The following is a 23,952-nucleotide window of genomic DNA, read 5'->3' on the forward strand; positions in this document are numbered from 1 at the left end:
TCTCCTATGAGGAGCGGAAATGAAAAAACCCGCCGAAGCGGGTTTTTAAAAATACTGGCGGAGACGGTGGGATTCGAACCCACGATACAGGTATAAGCCGTATGCATCCTTAGCAGGGATGTGCCTTCGGCCACTCGGCCACGTCTCCTAGCTGATTACTCAACTATGTCGTTTCAGCTGACTGCGCTGCAGCGACGAACGTCATAATATCGATTGCACCCCCTTTGGTCAAGGGCGTGCGGTGATATTTTTACTTGTTTAAGCTTTTTCCAGCTCGAACGCCTTGTGCAGGGCGCGTACGGCCAGTTCCATGTATTTTTCGTCGATCAGAACCGAGATCTTGATTTCCGAGGTCGAGATCATCATGATGTTGATGCTCTCTTCCGACAGGGTGCGGAACATTTGCGAAGCGACGCCGACGTGGCTGCGCATGCCCACGCCGACCACTGACAGTTTCGACACCTTGGCGTCGCCGGTGATGCTGGCCGCGCCCAGTTGTTCGCGGTTTGCTTCCAGCACGGCCAGGGCGCGTGCGTATTCGCCGCGCGAGACGGTGAAGGTGAAATCCGTTTTACCGTCGACCGACTGATTCTGTATGATCATGTCGACTTCGATATTGGCCTCGGCCACCGGCCCCAGGATGTGGTAGGCCACGCCCGGGCGGTCAGGCACGCCGAGCACGGTGATTTTGGCTTCGTCGCGGTTGAAGGCGATGCCGGAGATAACTGCTTGTTCCATATTGGTGTCTTCCTCAAACGAAATCAGGGTGCCTGAATTGGCTTCTATTTCCAAAGGCAGCATCGGGTCGGTCAGCGACGACAGCACGCGCGTCGGCACGCGGTAGTTGCCGGCAAATTCCACCGAACGCGTTTGCAGCACTTTGGAGCCCAGCGAAGCCAGTTCCAGCATTTCTTCAAAGGTGATGGTCTTCAGGCGGCGCGCCTCGGAGACCACGCGCGGATCGGTCGTGTAGACGCCGTCCACATCGGTAAAGATCAGGCATTCCTGCGCCTTCATGGCGGCGGCGATCGCCACGGCCGAGGTGTCGGAACCGCCGCGGCCCAGGGTCGCGATATTGTCGTTCTCGTCGACGCCCTGGAAGCCGGTAATGATGACAATCTTGCCGGCATCGAGGTCGCGTTTGACTTTTTCGTCATCGATCGACTGGATGCGGGCCTTGGTAAAGGCGGAATCGGTTTTGATCGCGACTTGCCAGCCGGCGTAGGATACGGCTTGTTTGCCGATCGCCAGCAGTGCCATCGACAATAGGCCGACGGACACTTGTTCGCCTGTCGAGGCGATCATGTCAAGTTCACGCGGATCGGGTTGATCCATGATTTCCCTGGCCAGTCCAATCAGGCGGTTGGTCTCGCCCGACATGGCGGATGGCACCACCACGATTTGATGCCCAGCGTCGTGCCACTTGGCAACGCGCTTGGCGACATTCTTGATACGGTCAGTCGAGCCCATCGACGTACCGCCATATTTGTGGACGATTAAAGCCATAAGAGTGAAGTTTCCGCTCAAGAAGAATAAAAAAGAGGGCTTTACTCTACATGCCGCAATGCAAAATAACAAGCTATTAAGCGCATTAGCTCATACCGATTACGCATATGGAAATAACCGATCCATGCAGTGTGCACGCCAGTCCACACCGCATGGCAGGCCGCTCAGGCAGCGGCCCAGCGCAAGGTGACGCGTGGCGCATCGTCGGCGCCGAGGCAATGGCAATCGAGGCCGATGCCGGCGGCAAACAGCAATTGTTGCGCCGCACAGACAAGCGGCAGGCGCTCGCGCTCCCAGGCCGGCACGTCAAACGCCTGGTAATGGTATTTCAGGCTCTTGGTCGGGCGGTTCAGCGCCAGCTTCAAGCGCTCGCCACCCTGGCGGAAATCGATGGTCAGCAACTGCGACTTGAGCCAGCCGATATCGATGCCCTGCCCGCCCTGGCCCACCGGATCGAAATGCAGCACGCCGCCATAGGCGGGGAACGCCAGGCTCGCTTCGCCCTGCCAGTGAAAATCCTGGCCGGCTTTTTCCAGGCCCGGAATATTCGCGTCATCACGCTCGCGCATGCCGGCCAGGTCTTCCAGTTTCGGCGTCAGGTACAGCCGGTCGCGGTGGCGCCGCACATGGCATTCCGGATGCGTCACCAGCAACTGCGCATCGGGCCGCGCTTCGAGCAGCTGCGCCAGCATTTCCGCCAGCCACGCCGTCGACGGCATGCGCAGGTTGCGCGTGCCGAACCAATGGCGCAGCAGGTTGTAGCAGCGGTCCTGGCTCAATTCACGCAATTTCGCCAGCTCGATGCACTCGCCATCGAGGCAGTTGGCGAGATCCTGCGTCGCCAGTTCCGTCAGCAGGCGCTGCGCCGACTGCGCATGCTGGGCGCTGCGCGCAAAGCGTTCCTGGAAGCCGGGAAAGGCCTGCGCCAGCACCGGCATCACCTGGTGCCGCAGGGCATTGCGGGCAAAGCGCGCATCGTCGTTCGACTCGTCGTGGATATGCGCGATGCCATGTTTCGCCACGTAGCTTTCCAGCTGCTTGCGCGACACCGGCAGCAGCGGGCGCGCCATCACCAGGTCCGGATTGGCCAGCAGTTCGGGCGCGCTGTTGGCGCCATCCATGCCCGACAAGCCGGCCGTGCCCGAACCGCGCAGCAGCTGCAGCAGCACGGTTTCGGCCTGGTCGTCCTGGTGGTGGGCGGTCAGCAGCAAACGCACGCCGTGTTGCGCACACAAGGCACCCAGGGCAGCATAGCGGCGCTTGCGGGCCGCCTCTTCGGTACCCGTCTTCGGGTTGATCTCGATGCTGACGCGGGCGGCCTCGAACTGCACGTCCAGGCTGGCGCACAGCTGCTCGCAATGCACCAGCCAGGCGTCGGCGTTCGGACTGAGGCCATGGTGCACGTGGAAGGCGCGCAGCGCCACGCCGTGCTCCTGCGCCCAGGCATGGGCCAGGTGCAGCAGGGCCGAGGAGTCGAGGCCGCCACTGAGGGCGATACCGATCGTCTGGCCGGCTTGCGGCGCGCAGTCTTGCAAGGCGCGCGCAAAGATATCGGCGACGCTGGCGGTTTGTTGCTTTTTCATATGGGTTCCGGGAATGCAAAGAGGGACAGGCAGGTAGTCGAAGATGTTCGGCTACCTGCCTGTCCCTGGTGTTTTATGCTTGCTTTAGCCCAAGACCTTGAAGAGCTGGGGTCAGTCCCTGCGGGATTGGAATGCGCGCCATTGGCGCTCATTCCCCCTAAGGGTCTGACCCCGGATTCTGCCGTTGGGTTAAATAAATCTTACTCGCTCGGCGTGGTTTCCTTGAACTTGCCATAGCTCAGCAGCTTTTCATGGCGCGCTTGCAGCAGGTCCTTGGTTTTCATGCCGTGGAACTGGCGCAGGGTGTCGGCCAGGGCGCGTTTCAGCAAGGTCGCCATCTGTTTCGGATCGCGGTGGGCGCCGCCCAGCGGTTCGTTGATGATCTTGTCGATCAGGCCCATGGCTTTCAGGCGGTGCGCGGTCAGGCCCAGCGCTTCGGCCGCATCGGCGGCGCGCTCGGCGCTCTTCCACAGGATCGAGGCGCAGCCTTCCGGCGAGATCACGGCGTAGGTCGAGTATTGCAGCATCAGCACGGCGTCGCCGACGGCAATCGCCAGCGCGCCGCCGGAGCCGCCTTCACCGATGATGGTGGCGATCAAAGGCACTTTCAGTTCGGCCATCACGTACAGGTTGTGGCCGATGGCCTCGGACTGGCCGCGCTCTTCGGCGTCGATGCCGGGGAAAGCGCCTGGCGTGTCGACAAAGGTGAAGATCGGCAGGTTGAACTTTTCAGCCACTTTCATCAGGCGCATGGCCTTGCGGTAGCCTTCCGGTTTCGGCATGCCGAAGTTGCGCATCGCGCGCTCTTTCGTGTCGCGGCCTTTCTGGTGGCCGATGACCATGCAGGGCTGGCCGTTGAAGCGGGCCAGGCCGCCGACCACGGACAAGTCGTCGGCATAGCTGCGGTCGCCATGCAGTTCGTGGAAATCGGTAAAGATTTCGTTCACATAATCCATGGTGTAGGGGCGCTGCGGGTGGCGCGCGATCTGCGCCACTTGCCAGGGCGTCAGCTTGGCGTAGATATCCTTGGTCAGCTGCTGGCTCTTCTTGGCCAGGCGGTCGATCTCTTCCGAGATGTCGACGGCCGAATCGTCTTGCACGAAGCGCAACTCTTCGATCTTGGAATCGAGTTCCGCGATCGGCTGTTCAAAATTGAGGAAAGTCGTTTTAGTCATTGTACCTCCAGGGTTTTACCAGCCGCGTCGCCAGGGCGCGCGGCGTTATTGATGGTTATTTTACCGTACCGGCTCAGGCGCGGGGGCCTGTATCGCTGGCAGAAGCGGCCACGACGGCAGCGGCAGGATCAAGACTGCGCCATAAATACCAGGTTGCCACGGTGCGCCACGGTTCCCAATTGGCGGACACCTCGCGCGCATCGCTGCGTGAAACAGGTTCGCCGGAAAAGTAATTGACGCTGATGCCCTGGATCAAGCCGGGGTCATCGAGCGGCAGCACATTCGGCCGCAACAGGTTAAAGATCAGGAACATTTCGGCGGTCCAGCGGCCGATGCCGCGGATTTGCACCAGTTCGGCGATGACGGCTTCGTCGTCCATTTCGCCCCACTGGCTGGCGTGCACGCGCTTGGCCTTGAAATGGTCGGCCAGGTCCAGCAGGTATTCGGTCTTGCGCTTGGACAAACCACAGGCCGACAATTGCTCGGCGCCCGCCTTGAGCACTTGCGACGGCGTGCATTTCGGGCAGGCCAGCAGCAGCTTTTTCCAGGCCAGGTCGGCGGCCTTGGGCGTGATCTGCTGGCCCACCAGCGAGCGGGCCAGGGTGGTAAACGGGTCGCTATGGCCGACCAGGTGCAGGTCGCCAAATTGCGGGATCAGCTTTTTCATGATGCGGTCGCGCTTCATCAGCTCGATCTTCGCCTCTTCCCAGTAGGCCGGCACCTGTATTTGCGCCGGCGCCACGGCTTCGCCGTTTTCCCTGGTGTTGGACATCATGCGCGGCGCCAGTTGGTCGAGCCGTCAGGCTTGTCTTCCAGGATGATGCCGGCCTGCAGCAATTCGGCGCGGATCTTGTCGGACTCGGCAAAGTCACGCGCTTTTTTCGCGGCGCTGCGCGCGGCGATCGCGTGTTCGATGGCGGCTGTCTCGTCATTGCCGCCGGCGGCAGTGCCCACGGTGGCCTGCAGGAATTGCTGCGGCGTGCGTTCCAGCAAGCCCAATACGCCTGCCAGGCCCTTCAACTGACGCGCCAGCGCTGGTGACTTGCTCTTGTTCACTTCCGTGGCCAGGTCGAACAGGGCCGCCACCGCCAGCGGCGTGTTGAAGTCGTCGTCCATTGCCTCGCTGAAACGCACGGCGTGGGCTTCGCTCCAGTCGATTGCGCCCTCTTCCACGGCAACTTCGGCCAGCGCCGTGTACAAACGCGTCAGCGCCAGGCGCGCGTCGTCCAGGTGCACGTCGGAATAATTGAGCGGGCTGCGGTAGTGCGCGCGCAGGATGAAGAAGCGGATCACTTCGGCATCGAACTTTTGCAGCACTTCGCGGATGGTGAAGAAATTGCCCAGGGACTTGGACATTTTTTCATTATCCAGGCGCACGAAGCCGTTATGGATCCAGTAATTGACGCTGGCATGGCCAAACGCGCCTTCGGATTGGGCGATCTCGTTTTCATGGTGCGGGAACTGCAAGTCGGCGCCGCCGCCATGGATGTCGAACTGTTCGCCCAGCAAGGCGCAGGCCATGGCCGAGCATTCGATATGCCAGCCCGGGCGGCCCTTGCCCCATTTCGAATCCCATTTGACTTCTTCGGGTTCGGATTCCTTCGACGACTTCCACAGCACGAAGTCGAGCGGATCGCGCTTGCCGGTGTTCACATCGACGCGCTCGCCGGCGCGCAGGTCGTCGAGCGACTTGCCCGACAATTTGCCGTAGCCGGGGAAGTTGCGCACGGCGTAATTGACGTCGCCATCCTCGCCCTGGTAGGCCAGGCTATTCGTTTCCAGGCGCTCGATCAGGCGCAGCATGTGCGGCACGTAGTCGGTGGCGCGCGGCGAATGATCGGGCGCCAGGATGCCCAGCGCGGCCGTGTCTTCGTTCATGTACTGCGTAAAACGCGTGGTCAGCTGCGATATCGTTTCGCCATTTTCCACCGCGCGGCGGATGATCTTGTCATCGATATCGGTAATATTGCGCACATACGTGACGTCCAGCCCGGACGCCTTCAGCCAGCGATAGATCACGTCGAACGCCATCATCATGCGCGCATGGCCGATATGGCAGTAGTCGTAGATGGTCATGCCGCATACATACATGCGGACCTTGCCCGCTTCCATTGGAACGAAGACCTGCTTTTCGCGTGCCAGGGTGTTGTAAATCTTTAGATTGCTCATCGTGCTTTACTGGTAGAGCGGCAGCCAGCCCGGGGAAAACGACAGACAGGCGCGGACACCGTGGGTGCCGCGCCACTCTACTGCCGTGTGCGCCGAGACTGACCTACCCGCTGTATTGTTGTTCTTGTTTGTTAGAATTGGGCGTTAGCGGGCAAGTATAACATTGATAAAAACCAGACTGGCCCGATATGAATCAGGTTTTTACGAAGTTCAACCGAAGTTCAACACCTAGTTGATTTTTTTGCCATTCAAGCAAGTTTAAAGAAAAATAACGATCAAGGACACCTTATGCAAGCAACAAAATCCCCGCGCCTGCCGTTCCTGGCCCGCTTTTTCACGCTGTTTGCCGGCCTGGCCCTGGGTGGCGCGGTGGTGGCGGCTACCCCGGCGGCGCTCGATCCAACCCCGCACGTGGCCCTGAAAACCAGCATGGGCGAGATCGTGCTGGAACTGGACCAGGAAAAAGCGCCGAAAAGCGTGGCCAACTTTCTGCAGTATGTCAAAAGCGGCTACTACAAGGGCACCGTGTTCCACCGCGTGATCGACGGCTTCATGATACAGGGCGGCGGCTTCGACAAGAACATGAAGCAGAAAGCCACCAAGGCGCCGATCCAGAACGAAGCGCAGAACGGCTTGCAGAACGTCACCTACAGCATCGCCATGGCGCGCACCGGCGACCCGCATTCGGCCACCTCGCAATTTTTCATCAACGTCGGCAATAATGGCGCCCTCGACTATCTGGGCCGCGATGGCTTCGGCTATACGGTGTTCGGCAAGGTCGTCAGTGGCATGGATGTGGTCGACAAGATCAAGGCGGTGCCGGTAGCCGACAAGGGGCCGCACCAGAACGTGCCCGTTACGCCGGTGGTGATCGAATCGGCTACCTTGCTCAAACAAGCGCCCGCAAAACTGTAAAATAGCGTTTTTGCCGCCCCGGCCAGCCGCGCCGGCTAGCCGGGGCACGAAATATTTCACCTAATGTAAAGGACTATCATGACTTCCGTAATCATCACCACCAACCTGGGCAAGATCACCGCTGAACTGGACGCTGAAAAAGCGCCGAAAACGGTTGCCAACTTCCTGGCCTACATGGAAGCCGGCCACTACAACAACACGATTTTCCACCGCGTGATCGACGGCTTCATGATCCAGGGCGGCGGCTTCGAGCCAGGCATGAAACAAAAGCCGGCCGACACCACCGTTGAAAACGAAGCCAAGAACGGCCTGAAAAACGATACCTACACCCTGGCCATGGCCCGTACCTCGGATCCGCACTCGGCGTCGGCCCAGTTCTTCATCAACATCAAGAACAACAGTTTCCTCGACTACCCGGGCCAGGACGGCTGGGGCTACGCCGTGTTCGGTAAAGTTACCGATGGCAAGGAAGTGGTTGACGCCATCCGCGCCGTGAAAACCACGCGCGCCGGCATGTTTGCCGATGTGCCAGCGACGGACGTCATCATCGAAAAAGTCGAAGCAGCGTAATCCACGCAACATGAATCACAGGCATTGCCACGTTCTTCTTACTTCCATGCACAATCTTGATCAGGGGAGCGTTGAACGATGACAATGCCTGCCGCACTCTTTATTTCCGACCTGCATCTGCAGCGCTCGCACCCGCGCACCAGCGCCGCCTTTCTTTCCTTTCTTGAGCACCATGCGCAGCATGCGCACGCCCTGTACCTGCTGGGCGACCTGTTCGAATATTGGGCCGGCGACGATGATTTGGAAGACCCGTTCAATGCGCGCATGACGGCAGCCCTGCGCGCCCTCAGCGATGCGGGCGTGCATGTCTACTGGATCGCCGGCAACCGCGACTTCCTGGTCGGCTCAGGCTTTGCCGCCGCCGCCGGCGCCACCTTGCTGAGCGAACCGCACGTCACCACCATTGCCGGCCAGCGCATCGTGCTGCTGCATGGCGACGCCGAATGCACCAGGGATGTGGCCTATATGGATTTTCGTGCCATGGTGCGCCAACCGGCCTGGCAGCAGCAGTTCCTGGCCACGCCTTTGACGCAGCGCAAGGCCATTATCGACGGCTTGCGCAAGAACAGCCGCGAGCACAACGGCGAGAAGGCGATGGACATCATGGACGTAACGCCAGAAGCCGTCGCGCAGGTGTTTGCCGAACAGGCCGCAACCATCATGATCCACGGCCACACGCACCGCCCCGCCCTGCATGAAGTGAACGGCACCTTGCGCTACGTCCTGCCCGACTGGGAATGCGATGTGCAAGCCGGAGAAACGGCGCGCGGCGGCTGGATCGCCATCGCTGGCGACGGCAGCATTACGCGCCACGCGCTGGACGGCGCCATCATCGACTAGCCTGGCGCCGACGCCGCCACAAGGCGCTGTCTGACAAGCCTGCCTGTCTGGCTCTGCTGTAATGGTGGCATGTCCACACTGTATATCGGCACGGCCGGCTGGGGCATTTCCAGCGCGGCCTCGGCACATTTCCCCTCTGACGGCAGCCATCTGCAACGCTATGGCCGGGTGCTCGGCTGCGCCGAAATCAATACCTCGTTCTACCGACCTCATCAACCCACGACCTATGCGCGCTGGGCCGACAGCGTGCCCGAAGATTTTCGCTTCAGCGTCAAGCTGCCGCGCACCATCACGCACGAGCTGCGCCTGAAAGATTACGCGGAGCAACTGCAGCGCTTTGCCGGCGAGGTGGCGCACCTGAAGGAAAAACTGGGCTGCGTGCTGGTGCAACTGCCGCCCAACCTGCGTTTCGATACTGCCGTCGCCGAGGCATTTTTTGACAGCCTGCGTGGCTATTTCGCCGGCATGCTGGCCTTCGAAGCACGCCACGCCAGCTGGTTCGGCGAGGCCGCCACCGCCCTGCTGCGCGAACGCCAGATCACCCGCGTGCGCGCCGACCCGCCCGCCGGACAGCCGGGGCCGCATGAAGCGACCACCGAAGTGGCGTACATTCGCCTGCACGGCAGCCCGAAGATTTATTACTCGGATTATTCGGCCGAATTTCTGGACGCCCTCGCCACCGAGCTGCGCACACAGGTGGCGGCTGGCAGCTGGTGCATCTTCGACAATACGGCCTCCGGCGCGGCGCTGCTCAATGCGCTGGACTTGCAACAACGCCTGAAAGCATGAAGTTGTTGATTTTTTAAATCCTGGTGTTATAGTTAACTACAACACCAATTCATTAAATCACCCCAAGGAGCTTCGATGCCAGCCGCATGGTCCTCACGTCCCTCCCTGTCAACCTTGCCGGAGCGCATTCCATGAGCGCCGACTGGAACGACAACAGCCCGATCTACCGTCAGCTCAAGGCGAAAGTGGTCGGCATGATGCTCGATGGCGCGCTGCAGTCCGGCGACGCCCTGCCGTCGGTGCGCCAGGTGGCGGCCGACTATCAACTCAATCCCATTACCGTCTCGCGCGCCTACCAGGAACTGGTGGACGAGGCGCTGGTGGAAAAACGCAGAGGACTCGGTATGTATGTATTGCAAGGCGCCCGCGACAAATTGCTGGCCAGCGAACGCGAACGCTTCCTGCGCGAAGAATGGCCGGCCATGCTGGAACGCATCGCGCGCCTGGGCCTCGACGTGGAACAACTGCTGCAAACCCATAAAGGAGCGACCCCATGAGCGAACAACTCGACAAGGGCAGCGTGATCAGCGCGCGCGGCCTGCGCAAGCAATATGGCAGACAGGCGGCGCTCGACGGCCTCAGCTTCGATATCGCGCCGGGCCGCATCGTCGGCCTGATCGGGCCGAACGGCTCGGGCAAGACCACCACCCTGAAAGCCATCCTGGGCCTGACGGGCTTCGACGGTGAACTGTCGGTGCTGGGGCGCGATCCACGGCTTGCGCGCGACGCCCTGATGGAAGACGTGTGCTTTATCGCCGACGTGGCAATCTTGCCGGGCTGGCTGCGCGTGGCCGATGCGGTCGACTTCGTGGCGGGCGTGCATCCGCGCTTTGACCGCAGCAAGGCCGAGCGCTACCTGGCGCTGACCAAGCTGTCGCCGAAGATGAAGGTGAAAGCCATGTCCAAGGGCATGGTGGTGCAGTTGCACCTGGCGCTGGTGATGGCGATCGACGCGAAACTGCTGGTGCTCGACGAGCCGACCCTGGGCCTGGACATTCTTTACCGCAAGCAGTTTTACCAGAACCTGCTGGAAGACTATTTTGACGAAAACAAGACCATCGTCATCACCACCCACCAGATCGAGGAAGTCGAGCATATCCTCAGCGACCTGATGTTCATCCGCGACGGCAAGATCGTGCTGGCCGCCACCATGGAAGAAGTGGGCGAACGCTATATCGAGGTGATGGTCGGGCCGCAGCAGGTCAATGCCGCGCGCGCCCTGCAGCCGATCAGCGAACGCAGCGTGTTCGGCAAATCCGTGATGCTGTTCGACGGCGTCAACCGCGCGCAATTGGCCGTGCTGGGAGAACTGCACACGCCCAGCCTGGCCGACCTGTTTGTCGCCACCATGAAAGGAGCACAGCAATGAGCATCTCGCCTGTCAACAAGATGAAATGGCTGCTCCGGCGCGAACTGTGGGAGCACAAGGGCATGCTGCTGTGGACGCCTGCCGTGATCGGCATCGTATTGACGGTGCTCGGTACGCTGCTGACCATGACCACCATCGCCAGAACCAGGACGCGCACCGCGCTGACCATCAACGGCGAAGACGTGTCCTGGAGCGCCGTCTTCAACGCGCCGTCCTTCGCGCGGCAAAAGAACGAGGTCATCGATGCCGTCGCCAACAATTACGCCTACCTGGCCGCGCCGCTGTTTCTGGCGCTGGGCTTCCTGGTGTTTTTCTATTGCCTGAGCGCTTTGCACGATGACCGCCGCGACCGCAGCATCCTGTTCTGGAAGTCGCTGCCCGTATCGGACGGGCTGACAGTGCTTTCCAAGGCTGCCATCGCGCTGCTGGTGGCGCCGATGATCGTGCTGGCCGCAGCTTGCCTGACTTCGCTGGCATTGTTGCTGGGCCTGGCGGGGGTGCTGGAGCTGAACGGCATCCATGTGTTCGGCGAACTGGCCGCCAGGCCAGGCCTGTACTTCGCTCCGCTGCGCCTGTTCGGGCTGCTGCCCGTGTATTGCCTGTGGGCCTTGCCGACGGTCGGCTGGCTGCTGATGGTGTCGAGCTGGGCCCGCAGCAAGGTCTTCCTGTGGGCTGTCGGCGTGCCACTGCTGCTGGCCGTGCTGCTGGTGTGGGGCGGCGAACTGGCGCAATTGCAGGCGCAGGCCAACTGGATACAGTCGAAGGTAATCGCGCGCACCTTGCTCGGTACCTTGCCGGGCAGCTGGTACCTGTTCGAACCGGAGCTGCTGCCACAGTTGCGCGCCGCCGCAGGTGGTTCGCACATGGCGCAGATCGACGTATTCGGTAATTCCTGGTCCAGCCTGGGCCTGCCGGCCGCCTGGCTGGGTGCGGTAGCGGGCGCGGCCATGATCTGGGTTGCCATCCGGTTGCGCCGCTGGCGCGAGGAAGGCTGACAAACGGCTGACAAAGGGCTGAACCTGTTTGTTCCCGAATTGCCCAACGCCCCGCCAGCCGGGGCGTTTTTCATGGAAAATTGCCTTTTATTTTCACGCCCCGATAATAACTATTTTATCGATAGTTATTCACTCCAGACCATTTCACCAATCAGGCTATTAAATCAATACCCTGAATTGAATATCAAAATAATAAATAATTATTTCTATCGCACAGCCACTGCAATTAAATTAATCAATAACAAGACTGAAAAGCCACAACTACATTTTCGATAGTCGAATATTTTCATCCCGAAATACATGAAAATAGCTTCGTTAAGGCAAAAACGCATGACATTCTATTCATTCGGTGAGTATTGGTGCCTATTCCCGTGAAAGAACTTTGTCAGAATATAGTTATTGATTGTGATTAAAATGAAATTGAAAGTTTCAGATTTGAAACTACCATCATAGGGAAGACGGCGCCGCCAAGTGCGCGAAACCGCAGCTTCCCTGCGGCATGTGGCCCAAAAAACGCCCGTGCTTTCCGATCAGAATCGGCATACAAACAAACCAGGAACGGCATCGATCTTATAGATCGCACGCCTGATTCTTTTCAGTCAGCAACGCTTAAATAAATATGCTTTACTTGCACCACCCACAGCAGGGATACATCAGCATAAAAACACGGCCCAAGCCACGCCGGAGAAACCAGGGATGACGACTTACTCATCCATCAATGAATTCTGAGAAACAAGCAACACTCATAACCTATTCGGAGATCTTCAAATGGCCACCACCCCCACCCCAGCCCAAGTTCCTGCCAGCACCAGCGGTGCAGCAAACATTCTCGCCGCGCAAGCGGGCAATAGCGCTGCGGTGGCGCCTGCCAAAAATGCCGCCAGGGCGCAAAACAACAATCGCAAGCTGCTCGACGAAGACGAACTGGAGCAAGGCGCCGATGTGGCACAGTCCATGCCACCTGAAAGCGTGGTCGAAGTGCTCGGCGAAACGGGCATGGGCACGTCAGGCGCTGCGCTGGCGGGTACGGCCGCGGCCACTGCGGTCGCTGCCGGCGCCGGTGCGGGCGGTGCTGGCGAAGCCGGCGGCCAGGCAGGCGTCGATGGCGCGGGAGCAGGAGTGGGAGCAGGAGCAGCAGCAGGCAATAGCGGCGGCGCGGCGGCCATTCCCGGCGGAAGCGTGGTCGATGTCGCCGGCAGCACTCTGACCGGCGCCGGAACGGGCACTTTTGGCTCCCTCAGCGGCCTGGGCGCATTGGGCGCGCTGGGCGGCATCGGCCTGGTCGCCGCTGCGGCAACCGGCGGCAGCAGCGCCGCCCCAGCCGGCATCGGCGGCGGCACGGGCGGCACGGGTACGGGTGGCACTGGCGGCACGGGTACGGGTGGCACTGGCGGCACCGGTACGGGTGGTACCGGCGGCACTGGCGGCTCGACTGGCGGCCAGGGCGATGGCAGCTCCACCTTCATCATCACCGGCGCCGCCATCGCCGCCGCCACGACAGCACAGGCCGCCGCTAACACCGCGCAGGCCGCAGACGTTGCAGCGGCAACTGCCGCCAGCAATGCCGCTGCAACACAGGCCACGGCCAATGCGGCCACCCTGGCAGATCAGCAAGCTGCGCAGGCACAGGTTGCGGCAACGCAAGCGCAAGCAGCCGCCACCGCAGCAGCGGCAGCCGACGCGGCGGTGCCAGTCGCCGCTGCTACCGCAGCCGCCTCGCAAGCGGCCGCACAAAACGCGGTCGCCGCCGACAATGCCGCCGCCGCCGCCAATGCCACTGCCGCCGCCGCCAACGCCGCCGCCAGCGCCGCGCAAAACGCCGATGCTGCAGCCACCACCACCACGCAGGCGGCAAACGCCGCAGCAGCCGCACAGGCGGCAGCCGCTGCGCAGGCCAACCTCAGCGATACGCCAGCGCTGCAGGCAGCGTCCGATAGCGCCGCCGCGACTGCCGCCGCCGCCAATCAGCAGGCCAGCCTGACTGATGCGCAGGCGCTGGCCACCGCTGCCAACAATGACGCGGCCAATGCCGCCAACACGGCCGCGCTGGCCAACGCTTCGGACGCCGATGCGCTGGCCACGGCGGCCGCCGCTGCCACCGCACAGGCAGTCAACGCCGCCACGATTGCCGGCCAGACCGATGCCGTCGCCCTCGGTGCGGCCGCCAACACGGCCACCGCGCAAGCGGGCGCCGCCCAGGCGCAAGCCAACACCACCGATGCCGGCGCACTGCAGCAGGCCGCAAGCGCCGCGCAAGCCGCCGCCCAGGCGGCAGCCACGCAAGCGGCCGCCACCGACACCGCCGCCCTGAACGCCGCCGCCGCCGCCGCCGCGCAAAATGCCGCCAACGCCTCCGCTGTTGCCAACCAGACCGATGCAGCGGCGCTGGGACAAACCTCCAGCAACGCCGCCGCGCAAGCGGCCGCCGCCCAGGCGCAAGCCGACGCCAGCGATGCGCCGGCACTGGCCGTGGCGGCCAACACCGCCGCCGCGAATGCCGCCAATGCCGCCAATGTTGCGGCACAAACCGACGCCGACGCCCTCGGCGCGGCAGCGGCAGCGGCCGCCGCGCAAGCTGCCAGCGCCAACGCCGTTGCCAACCAGACTGATGCCGCCGCCCTGCAAACGGCGTCCGACAACGCCCAGGCCGCATCAAACGCCGCCGCGGCGCAAGCTGCCGCCAGCGACGCCAGCGCGCTGGCGCAAGCCGCCGACGCCGCCAATGCCGCAGCCCAGACCGCCGCCAATGTTGCCAACCAGACCGATGCCGCAGCGCTGGGCGCCGCCTCGGCCAGCGCCAACCAGGCAGCCAGCGACGCCGCAGCCATCGCCAACCAGACCGATGCCGCCGCACTGCAAACAGCGTTTGACAATGCCCAGGCCGCATCCGACACTGCCGCCGCGCAAGCCGCCGCCACCGACGCTACCGTACTGGGCCAGGCCGCCAACGCCGCCACGCAAGCAGCCCAGGCCGCCGCCACCCAGGCCAACCAGACCGACGCCGCCGCGCTGGGCGCAGCCTCCGCCGCCGCCACGCAAGCGGCCAACAACGCTACCACCATCGCCAACCAGACCGACGCGGCAGCGCTGCAAACGGCCTCCGACGCCGCCCAGGCCGCAGCAGCCGCAGCGGCCGCGCAAGCCGCCGCCACCGACGCGACCATACTGGGCCAGGCCGCCAACGCCGCCACGCAAGCAGCCCAGGCCGCTGCCACCCTGGCCAGCCAGACCGATGCCGCCGCACTGGGCGCCGCTTCCACTGCCGCCACGCAGGCGGCCAACAATGCAGCCGCCGTGGCCAACCAGACCGACGCCGCTGCACTGCAGCTTGCCTCCGACGCCGCGCAAGCGGCAGCTGCTGCCGCCGCTGCGCAAGCTGGCGCCACCGACGCCACCGTGCTGGGGCAAGCCGCCACGGCAGCCGATGCGGCAGCCCAGGCCGCCACCAGCGTGGCCAACGCCACCGACGCCACCGCACTGGGCGCAGCGTCTGCCACCGCCACGCAAGCAGCCAATAACGCCGCGACCCTGGCCGCCGCCACGGATGCTGGCGCGCTGCAGATTGCCTCCGACGCCGCCCAGGCGGCAGCTGCCGCCGCCGCGACGCAAGCGGCGGCCACCGACGCCACCGTGCTGGGCCAGGCGTCGAATGTTGCCGCTAGCGCTGCACTCGCCGCCGCCACCCTGGCCAACGCCACCGACGCCGCCGTGCTGACAGGTCTCGCCAACGCCGACGCGCAACTGGCTGGCAATGCCGCCACCCTGGCCGCCGCCACCGATGCGGCTGCCTTGCAAATCGTCTCTGATGCGGCCCAGGCCGCAGCGGCGGCGGCCGCCACGCAAGCGGGCAATACCGACGCCACCGCACTGGTCCAGGCGTTTGACGCCGCCAATGCGCTGGCCGCCAACGCCGTCACCCTGGCCAACGCCACTGATGCCGGCCTGCTGGCTACCGCCGCCACGACGGCGGCGCAAACGGCCACCAATGCCGCCGCCCTGGCCGCCGCCACCGACGCCACCGCGCTGGGCCTGGCCTCCGACGCGGCGCAGGCAGCCGCCAGCGCCGCGCAAACGCAAGCGGACCTGACTGATGCCGCCGCGCTGACAGCCGCGTCGACTGCCGCCGCATCGGCGGCCGCCGCCGCGCAAACCTTGGCCGACGCCACCGACGCCGCAGTACTGGGCACGGCAGCGGCCACCGCAGCCACTGCCGCCACTGCCGCGCAAACGCTGGCCGACGCCACCGACGCGGCCGCCCTGCAGATCACTTCCGACGCCGCCACCGCCGTCTCGCAGGCAGCCGCCGCCCAGGCCGCACTGACGGATGCCGCCGCGCTGGCCGTGGTGTCCAACAACGATGCCGCCGCCGCCCTGGCCGCGCAAACCCTGGCCAACGCCACCGACGCCAATGCCCTTCAAGGGGCATCGAACACGGCTGCTCAAGTGGCGGCCAATACGCAATCGGTTGCCAACCTGACCGATGCCGTCGCGCTGCAGGCGGCCTACGATGCGGCGGCCGCCAATGCCGCCAATGCCAATGCGAACGCCGCCGGGATCAACCTGACCGCGCTGGTCAATGCAGCCGACGCCAGCGCCTTGCTGGCCGCCGCCGCCAATCTGACGGCGGGCCAGACCAGCGTGCTCGACCTGACCGCCATCGTCAATAACCTGCAGGGCAGCGCCGATGCCGCCAACCTGCTGGCCGCGCTCACCGATGCCGACGCCCTGGGCCTGGTCTCGACCGCCGATGCGATCGCTGCGGGCTTGCTGCAAACAACGGCCGACCTGACCGATGCCGCCGGCCTGGCCGCTACCGCAGCCGCCGCAGTCCAGGCAGCCGAAAGCGCCGCCGCGCTTGGCGGTATCGATGCGAGCGCCGTGAGCGCCGCTGCCGCTGCCGCTGCCGCATCGGCCGCCGCCGCCGCCACCGCCGCCCTGACCGACGCCGATGCGCTGGGCGTGATTTCCACCGCCGCTGCCGTTGCGGATGCCGCCGCGCAACTGCTGGCCTCGCAAAGCGACGCCACCGCGCTGGGCGTGCTGTCGAGCGCAGCGGCAGCCGCCGCCACCGCCGCACAAAGCACCGCCGACCTGACCGACGCCGTCGCCCTGGGCCTGGTCTCCACCGCAGCGGCCGCTACCGCCACCACCGCGCAAACGGCCGCCAACGCCACCGATGCCGTCGCCCTGGGCCTGGTGTCGACCGCCAATGCCGCCACCGCCGGCGCGCTGGCCACCATCGCCAACCTGACCGACGCCGCCGCCCTGGGCCTGGTCTCGACGGCCAACGCCACCGCCGCCACCACCTTGCAGGCGACCGCCAACCTGACCGATGCCGTTGCGCTGGGCGTCATTTCGACAGCCGCTGCCACCGCCTCGACGGCAGCGGCCAACCTGGCCAACCTGACCGATGCGGTCGCCCTGGGCAATGCCTCGACCGCCGCCACCGCCGCCGCCAATGCCGCGCAGGCAACCGCCAACCTGACCGACGCCGCCGCACTGGGCCTGGTCGCCACCGCCGATGCGGCGCTGGCCGCCACCGCGCAAACAACGGCCAACCTGACCGATGCCGTTGCGCTGAACCTGGTCTCGACCGCCGCCAATACGGCTGCCGCCGCCGCCCAAGCCACCGCCAACCTGACCGACGTGGTGGCGCTGGGCACGGTATCGACCGCCGCCACGCAGGCCGCCAATGCGGCCGCCGCCACCGCCAACCTGACCGACGCCGTTGCGCTCGGTCTGGTGTCGACAGTCGACGCGGCTGCTGCCGCCACCTTGCAAAATACCGCCAACCTGACCGACGCTGTCGCGCTGGGACTGGTCGCAACTGCCGATGCGGCCGCCGTGACCACCGCCAATGCGCTGGCCGGCGTGCTCGACGCCGTCGTGCTGGGCCTGGCCCATACGGTCGATGCCACCGCCGCCACGCTGGCCGCCACCGTTGCCGCGCTGACCGATGCGCCTGCGCTGACCATTATCGCCAATAACGACGCCGCCACCGCTGCTGCTGCCGCCGCGTATTCGGCTTCGCGGCCGCTTGACCTGGTGGCGGCGCTGGCCGCCACCACCACCGCCACGGCTGCCACGCTGTCGCGCGCAGCAGCCAATGGCGCCATCGCCGACGACGCCAATGCCGTCACGGCGGCGGCCAATTCCGCCGCCTCGCTGGCCAGGCTCAATGAAGCGATTGCGGCCGACAACGCCGCCACCGCCGCCGCCACCCGCGCCGCGCTGTCGCAAGTGGCGGCGCAAACGGCACTGGCTGACGACGCCGCCGCAGCGGCTGCCGCCACTGTGGCAGCAACCTCGCTGGCCGCCACCCAGGCCGCGCAAGCGGCCGATGCCGCCGCCGCATCGACCGCCGCCACCGCCGCCAATGCGCTGTCCGCATTGAACGCGGCGCTGGCCGCCGATGCCGCAGCCGTCACCGCAGCCGCCAACGCCGTGCTGGCCAATGCCGCCACCGCCGCCGCTGTCGCCGACGATGTGGCCGCCGCGCTGGCCGCCACCACCGCCACTGCCTCGCAGGCCGCCGCCAATGCCGCGCAAGCGGCCGACGCCGCCGCCGCCAGCGCCGTCACCATCGCCAACAATGCCATCGCCGCCCTCAACAGCGCCCTGGCCGACGATGCCGCCGCCGTCAATGCCGCACTGAATGCGACCAATACCCTGGCCGCCACCAATGCGGCAATCGCCGCCGACACGGCTGCCAGCGTCGCCGCCAACGTCGCCGCCATCTCGGCAGCTGCCACAGCCGCTGCCCAGGCCGACGACCTGGCCGCCGCCACGGCCGCCACGGTTGCCGCCGCATCACTGGCCGCCACCCAAGCGGCGCAAGCGCTGGACAACACGGCCGCCACAGCGGTTGCGACCGCCAACGCCGCCCTGGCCGCCTTGAACAGCGCGCTGGCCGACGATGCCGCAGCGGTAGCGGCGGCGACCGCCGCCAACAATGCGCTGGCTGTCCTCAACGCGGCGATTGCCGCCGATACCAACGCCGTCAATACCGCCGCTGCGGCGGCACTGTCGCTGGCCGCCACCACGGCGGCCCAGGCCGACGACGCCGCCGCCGCCACCGCCGCTGCCGTGGCCGCTGCGGCGCAAGCCGTGGCCGACACCGCGCTGCTCAACGATGGTGCCCTGCAAGCTATCGCCACTTTTGCCGCGGGCGCCCTGGCCGCCGCCAATGCGGCCCTCAATGACGATAACGCCGCCGCCAACGCGGCTCACATCGCCGGCATTTCGGCTGCAGCCACGCTCGCAGCACTCAACGACGACGCTGCCGCCGTCGCCGCCAACCTGGCCCTGAATGTGGCGATCGGCGACCTGAACGTCGCCGTCGGCGCCGATGCCGATGCGCTCAGTGCGCAAAGCCTGGCCGACGCCGATGCGCTGGTAGTGATCAACTCGCGTTCGGCGGTGGCCGCCGCCGACCAGGCCAATGCTGACGCCGCTGCAGCGCTGGCCGCGCTGAACGCCGCGCTGGCCGACGACGCCGCAGCAGCCGCTGCAGCCGCAGCCGCTGCCACCGCGCTGGCCGCCGCCAACGCGGCGCAATCGGATGACCTGGCCGCCGCAGCCGCAGCCGCCCAGGCAGCCATCTCGGCCGCCGCCACGGCTGCCGCGCAAAGCGACGATACCGCCGCCGCCACCGCCGCCACGGCGGCAGCGGCAGCGCTGGCCGCGCTGAATACGGCGCTGGCCGACGACGCCGCTGCCGTTGCCGCACAAACAGCCGCCGCCACCGCGCAAGCGGCGGCGACAACTGCGCAAAATGACGACACGGCCGCACTGGCCGCCGCCACCGCCGCAGCACTCGCGCTGGCCGCCGCCACCGCCGCGCAAGCGGACGACACCTCGGCCGCCACGGCTGCCGCCAACGCCGCCAGCGCGCTGGCAGCCTACAACGCTGCGCTGGCCGACGATGCGGCGTCCGCCGCCGCCGCCGCCGCCAACGCCGTGGCCCAGGCCGCGCTGCAAGAGGCGCAGGCTGACGATGCGGCAGCCGCCGCCGCACTGGCGGCTGCCGCGATTGCACAAGCAGCCGCCACCGCCGCGCAAAATGACGATACGGCCGCCGCCAGTGCCGCCAATGCGGCCGCCAGCGCTCTGGCCGCCCTGAACAGCGCACTGGCCGACGATGCGGCAGCAGCCAGCACGGCTGCCGCTGCCGCAGTGGCCGCCACCGCCGCCCAGGCAGCGACCGCCGACGACGCGGCAGCCGCTGCGGCCGACGCAGCAGCAGCCGTCGCGCTGGCCGCAGCCACCGCTGCGCAAAACGACGATGCCGCTGCGGCCCAGGCGTCGGTGGACGCCGCCGCCGCCCTGGCTGCGCTGAACGCCGCCCTGGCAGCGGATGCCGCCGCCGCCACCACGGCAACGGCAGCAGTCGCTGCTGCGGCAGCCGCGCAAGCGGCCTTGAATGACGACGCCGCCGCATTGGCGGCCGCCACGGCGGCAGCCAATGCGCTGGCCGCTGCCACGGCTGCGCAAAACGACGATGCCGCCGCCGCCCAGGCAGCGCTGGCCGCAGCCACTGCGCTGGCCGCGCTCAATGCAGCCCTGGCCGACGATGCCACCGCCGCCACCGCCGCCACCAATGCGGCGCTGGCCGCCGCTGCCGCTCAGGCGGCGCAGGCCGACGACACGGCCGCCCTGGCCGCAGCCGCCAATGCCGCCGCTGCCGTGGCCGCCGCCACCGCCGCGCAAAACGACGATGCCGCAGCCGCCCAAGCCGCCGCCAGCGCCGCCGCCGCACTGGCAGCATTGAATGCGGCACTGGCCGACGACGCCACTGCCGCGCAAGCGACAGCTGCCGCCGCCGTGGCCGCCGCCGCCGCACAAGCGGCGCAAAACGACGACGCGGCCGCCCTCGCCGCCGCCACGGCAGCGGCCAATGCGGTGGCCGCCGCTACCGCCGCGCAAAACGACGATGCGGCAGCCGCCCAGGCCGCAGCCAATGCGAGCAGCGCCCTGGCCGCCCTGAATGCGGCGCTGGCCGCCGACACTGCCGCCGCCAATGCGGCCCAGGCTGCGCTGGTGGCCGCCAGCGCGGCGCAGGCGGCGCAAGCCGCCGATACGGCCGCCCTGGCCGCTGCCGCCCAGGCCGCGCAGGCTGCCGCCACGCTCGCCGCCGCACAAAACGACGACGCTGCTGCCGCCACCGCCGCTGCCAATGCCGCCACCGCCCTGGCCGCGCTGAACGCCGCACTGCTTGATGATGCAGCAGCGGCCGCCGCCACGCAAAACGCCGCCACCGCCCTGGCAGCGGCGCAGGCTGCGCAAAGCGACGATACGGCCGCCCTGGCCGCCGCTGCCCAGGCTTCGGCCGCGCTGGCCGCCGCCAATGCCGCACAAAACGACGACGCCGCAGCGCAGGCGGCCGCCGCCAATGCTGCCGCCGCCCTGGCCGCCTACAATGCGGCGCTGGCCGACGACGCCAGCGCCGCCGCCGCCGTGCAATTCGCCGCACAAGCGCAGGCCAGCGCCCAGGCCGCGCAAGCGGACGACGACGCTGCAGCGCAAGCGGCCGCCCAGGCCGTGATTGCGCAGGCCGCCGCCACGGCGGCGCAAAACGACGACGCCGCCGCACAGGCCGCCGCCGTCATTGCGGCGGCCGCCGTAGCCGCGCGCGACGCGGCCCTGGCCGACGATGCCAATGCAGCCGCCACCGCCAATGCCGCCAGCACCGCGCTGGCGGCGGCTACTGCCGCCCAGGCAGCGGACGCCGCAGCAGCATCGGCAGCGATCCAGGCGGCCAACTCGCAGGCGTCGCTGCAGGCAGCGCTGGCCGACGATGCGGCGGCCGCCGTCGCCAGTCAGAACGCGGCAGCCGCCCTGGCTGCCTACAACGCGGCGCAGTTCGATGATGCCGCCGCCGTGCAGGCGCTGGCGGCCTACGACGCGGCGCAGGCCGCCGCGCTGCAAGCGATCGCCGTGGCCGCGCAAACCGACGCCGGCGCACTCGGCGCCATCGCCGCCACCGATGCGCAAGCGGCGGCCGGCCTGCAATCGATCGCCGACCAGACCGACGCCAGTGCCTTGACCCTGCAAGCGCAGGTCGATGCGGCAGCGGCCACCGCCGCCGCCAACGCGGCGGCAGCGACCGATGCGCAAGCCTTGAGCGTGGCGGCCGATGCGGCCGTCGCCAGCGCACTGCAGGTGCAGGCACAAGCCGACCTGACCGATGCGGCATCGCTGACGGTGGCCGCGAATGCCGATGTGGCGACGGCGGCCGCGGCGCAAGCCCAGGCCGACCTGACCGACGCGGCGCAGCTGTTTACCCTGAGCCAGCTGGCCCAGCACAGCCCGCAGACCCTGGCCGACTTCCAGGGTGGCCTGCCGGCCGCTGGCGGCGACGTGATCGACATGTCGGCGATTGCCGACCTGACGGCGTCGGTGGCGGTCGGCGTGTCGCTGGGTACCGACTTCGGCAACGACAACATCTTCATTTTCAATGAAACGGCGGTGTCGATCGGGGCGGCGGCCAGCGCGATTGCGGCCGACGACAGCGTGCTGTCGGGCCAGGGCTATATCGTGATCCGCGATATCGACAATGCGGGCGCGGTGACGGTCTACCACTCGACCGACCTGAGTTCGGCGCAGTCGCTCGATACGGCGCTGGTATTGCTCAGCAACGTCAATATCACGCAACTGACGGCGGCCAACTTTATCGTTTGATGGCGGGCAGCACGGCGGGAGGCATGCCAGGCTCCCGCCGACCTTGAACCTTCAGGCTTCTGGTGCCAGAAAAGACAGGATGAACTTGACCGATTTTCCAGTATTGACTGCACGGCGCGCCCTTGCCGTGTTGATAGCCGCGAGCCTGGCAACCCTCACGCCTTCGGTGCTGGCGCAAAGCGCCACCGCCTGGAGTTTCGACCAGGTACTACAGCAAGCGCTGCAAAGCCACCCCGCCGTCCAGGGAAAGCGCTCGGTGCAGGCAGCCGCGCGCGCCGACCTCGAAGGCGCGCAGTGGCAGCGCTTTCCCAGCCTGTCGGCCGAAGTGCCCACCGGCTCGCAGGAAACCGGCGGCGTGGTGCGCATCGACCAGCCGCTGTGGAGCGGCGGGCGGATCGACGCCGGCATCGATGCGGCCGGCAGCCGGGTCGACGCGGCCGGCGCCGGCATCGAGGAAGAACGCCTGACCTTGTCGCTGCGGGTGATCGCCGCGTACACCGAAGCGCTGCGCCAGACGGCGCGGGTGCAGGTGGCTGAAACCGGCATGGCCGAACATGACCGCCTGCTCGACATGATACGGCGCCGCGTGGCGCAGTCAGTCAGCTCGCAAACCGACCAGCGCCTGGCCGAATCGCGCGCCTACCAGGCCGCCAATGATGTGTCGAACGCGCGCCAGGCGCTGGCCAATGCGCTGGCGCAGCTGTCGCAGCTGGCCGGCAAGCCGGTGCGCCTGGTGACCCCCACCGGCATCGGCGTGGGCGAGCCGCTGCCCGACGCCAGCCTGGAACGGGTGATGCGCCAGGCCATCGCCTATTCCCCCACCCTGCGCCGGCTCGATTTCGAGGCGCAGGCGGCCGACTCCGAGATCGCCCTGCAGCGTTCGGCCTATATGCCGAAAGTGCTGCTGCGGGTGGAAAAACCGACTGGCGGCATCAACGCCGACAACCGCACGCGCGCCATGCTGGTGCTGCAGGCGCAGCCGGGCGCGGGCCTGTCGGCCAAGGCTGGCGTGGACGCTGCCGTGGCGCGGCGCGAAGGCGCCCGCTCGGCGCACGACGCGGCCGAACGCGACGTGCGCGAACGCTTCAGCATCGACTGGAACGAGGCCGAGGCCAGCCGCGAACGGCTGGGCAACGCGGGCGAATCGAGCACCACCTCGACCCAGGTGTTCGAATCGTATGCACGCCAGTACGTGATCGGGCGCAAGAGCTGGAACGATGTGCTCAACGCCGTGCGAGAGGCCACGCAAGCGCAGTTCGTGCTGGAAGACACGCGCGCCCAGGCGATCGCCGCCAGCCTGCGCCTGGCGGCCCAGACGGGCACCCTGGCCGGGCGCACCGCGCCAACCAATTAAAAGCTTC

14 protein-coding genes and 1 tRNA gene are annotated in these 23,952 nt (G+C 66.3%); 9 read left to right on the forward strand and 6 right to left on the reverse strand.

Features of this window, described 5'->3' with window-relative positions:
- Positions 1 to 55: 55 nt before the first annotated feature.
- From AC0Z42_RS19065 to cysS, 6 genes are all read right to left on the reverse strand, one after another.
- Positions 56 to 148 (reverse strand) — tRNA-Ser (locus AC0Z42_RS19065).
- A gap of 110 nt (positions 149 to 258) precedes the next feature.
- On the reverse strand, positions 259 to 1,506 hold the full coding sequence (locus tag AC0Z42_RS19070; RefSeq protein WP_485469765.1) for an aspartate kinase: 1,248 nt from the start codon (positions 1,504 to 1,506) through the stop codon (positions 259 to 261).
- Positions 1,507 to 1,670: 164 nt separating this feature from the next.
- Positions 1,671 to 3,089, reverse strand: coding sequence for a tRNA lysidine(34) synthetase TilS (tilS, locus tag AC0Z42_RS19075; RefSeq protein WP_485469766.1), 1,419 nt, complete (start codon positions 3,087 to 3,089; stop codon positions 1,671 to 1,673).
- 200 nt (positions 3,090 to 3,289) lie between these two features.
- Positions 3,290 to 4,264, reverse strand: a complete 975-nt coding sequence (locus AC0Z42_RS19080; RefSeq protein ID WP_308922041.1) for an acetyl-CoA carboxylase carboxyltransferase subunit alpha — start codon at positions 4,262 to 4,264, stop codon at positions 3,290 to 3,292.
- Between the two features lie 73 nt (positions 4,265 to 4,337).
- Positions 4,338 to 5,039: a DNA-3-methyladenine glycosylase family protein gene (locus AC0Z42_RS19085; RefSeq protein ID WP_485469767.1), complete on the reverse strand. Its 702-nt coding sequence runs from the start codon at positions 5,037 to 5,039 to the stop codon at positions 4,338 to 4,340.
- A complete protein-coding gene (cysS, locus tag AC0Z42_RS19090; RefSeq protein WP_485469768.1) occupies positions 5,036 to 6,433 on the reverse strand; it encodes a cysteine--tRNA ligase in 1,398 nt (465 codons plus the stop codon). Before cysS ends, AC0Z42_RS19085 begins: the two co-directional genes overlap by 4 nt.
- Before the next feature lie 288 nt (positions 6,434 to 6,721).
- Here cysS and AC0Z42_RS19095 point away from each other — a divergent pair, with 288 nt between their 5' ends.
- The 9 genes from AC0Z42_RS19095 (at position 6,722) to AC0Z42_RS19135 (ending at position 23,945) form a co-directional block, all read left to right on the forward strand.
- A complete protein-coding gene (locus AC0Z42_RS19095; RefSeq protein ID WP_485469769.1) occupies positions 6,722 to 7,348 on the forward strand; it encodes a peptidylprolyl isomerase in 627 nt (208 codons plus the stop codon).
- A 78-nt stretch (positions 7,349 to 7,426) separates the two neighbouring features.
- Entirely contained in the window at positions 7,427 to 7,918 is a 492-nt protein-coding gene (locus AC0Z42_RS19100; protein WP_485469770.1) for a peptidylprolyl isomerase, read from the forward strand.
- A gap of 84 nt (positions 7,919 to 8,002) precedes the next feature.
- Complete coding sequence (locus AC0Z42_RS19105; RefSeq protein WP_485469771.1) at positions 8,003 to 8,758, forward strand: UDP-2,3-diacylglucosamine diphosphatase; 756 nt, start codon at positions 8,003 to 8,005, stop codon at positions 8,756 to 8,758.
- A 69-nt stretch (positions 8,759 to 8,827) separates the two neighbouring features.
- Entirely contained in the window at positions 8,828 to 9,547 is a 720-nt protein-coding gene (locus tag AC0Z42_RS19110; RefSeq protein WP_485469772.1) for a DUF72 domain-containing protein, read from the forward strand.
- Positions 9,548 to 9,678: 131 nt separating this feature from the next.
- Positions 9,679 to 10,044 carry a GntR family transcriptional regulator gene (locus tag AC0Z42_RS19115; RefSeq protein ID WP_485469773.1) on the forward strand — a complete coding sequence of 122 codons (366 nt, stop codon included), beginning with the start codon at positions 9,679 to 9,681 and terminating at the stop codon, positions 10,042 to 10,044.
- Complete coding sequence (locus AC0Z42_RS19120; protein WP_485469774.1) at positions 10,041 to 10,916, forward strand: ABC transporter ATP-binding protein; 876 nt, start codon at positions 10,041 to 10,043, stop codon at positions 10,914 to 10,916. Before AC0Z42_RS19115 ends, AC0Z42_RS19120 begins: the two co-directional genes overlap by 4 nt.
- Positions 10,913 to 11,911, forward strand: a complete 999-nt coding sequence (locus AC0Z42_RS19125) for a hypothetical protein (RefSeq protein ID WP_485469775.1) — start codon at positions 10,913 to 10,915, stop codon at positions 11,909 to 11,911. The genes AC0Z42_RS19120 and AC0Z42_RS19125 overlap by 4 nt, the downstream gene beginning before the upstream one ends.
- Positions 11,912 to 12,679: 768 nt before the next feature.
- Positions 12,680 to 22,591: a hypothetical protein gene (locus AC0Z42_RS19130; RefSeq protein ID WP_485469776.1), complete on the forward strand. Its 9,912-nt coding sequence runs from the start codon at positions 12,680 to 12,682 to the stop codon at positions 22,589 to 22,591.
- An 85-nt stretch (positions 22,592 to 22,676) separates the two neighbouring features.
- Positions 22,677 to 23,945 carry a TolC family protein gene (locus AC0Z42_RS19135; RefSeq protein ID WP_485469777.1) on the forward strand — a complete coding sequence of 423 codons (1,269 nt, stop codon included), beginning with the start codon at positions 22,677 to 22,679 and terminating at the stop codon, positions 23,943 to 23,945.
- Positions 23,946 to 23,952 lie beyond the last annotated feature (7 nt).

The organism is Janthinobacterium sp. 1L-D-8-B-C4, from assembly GCF_057291295.1.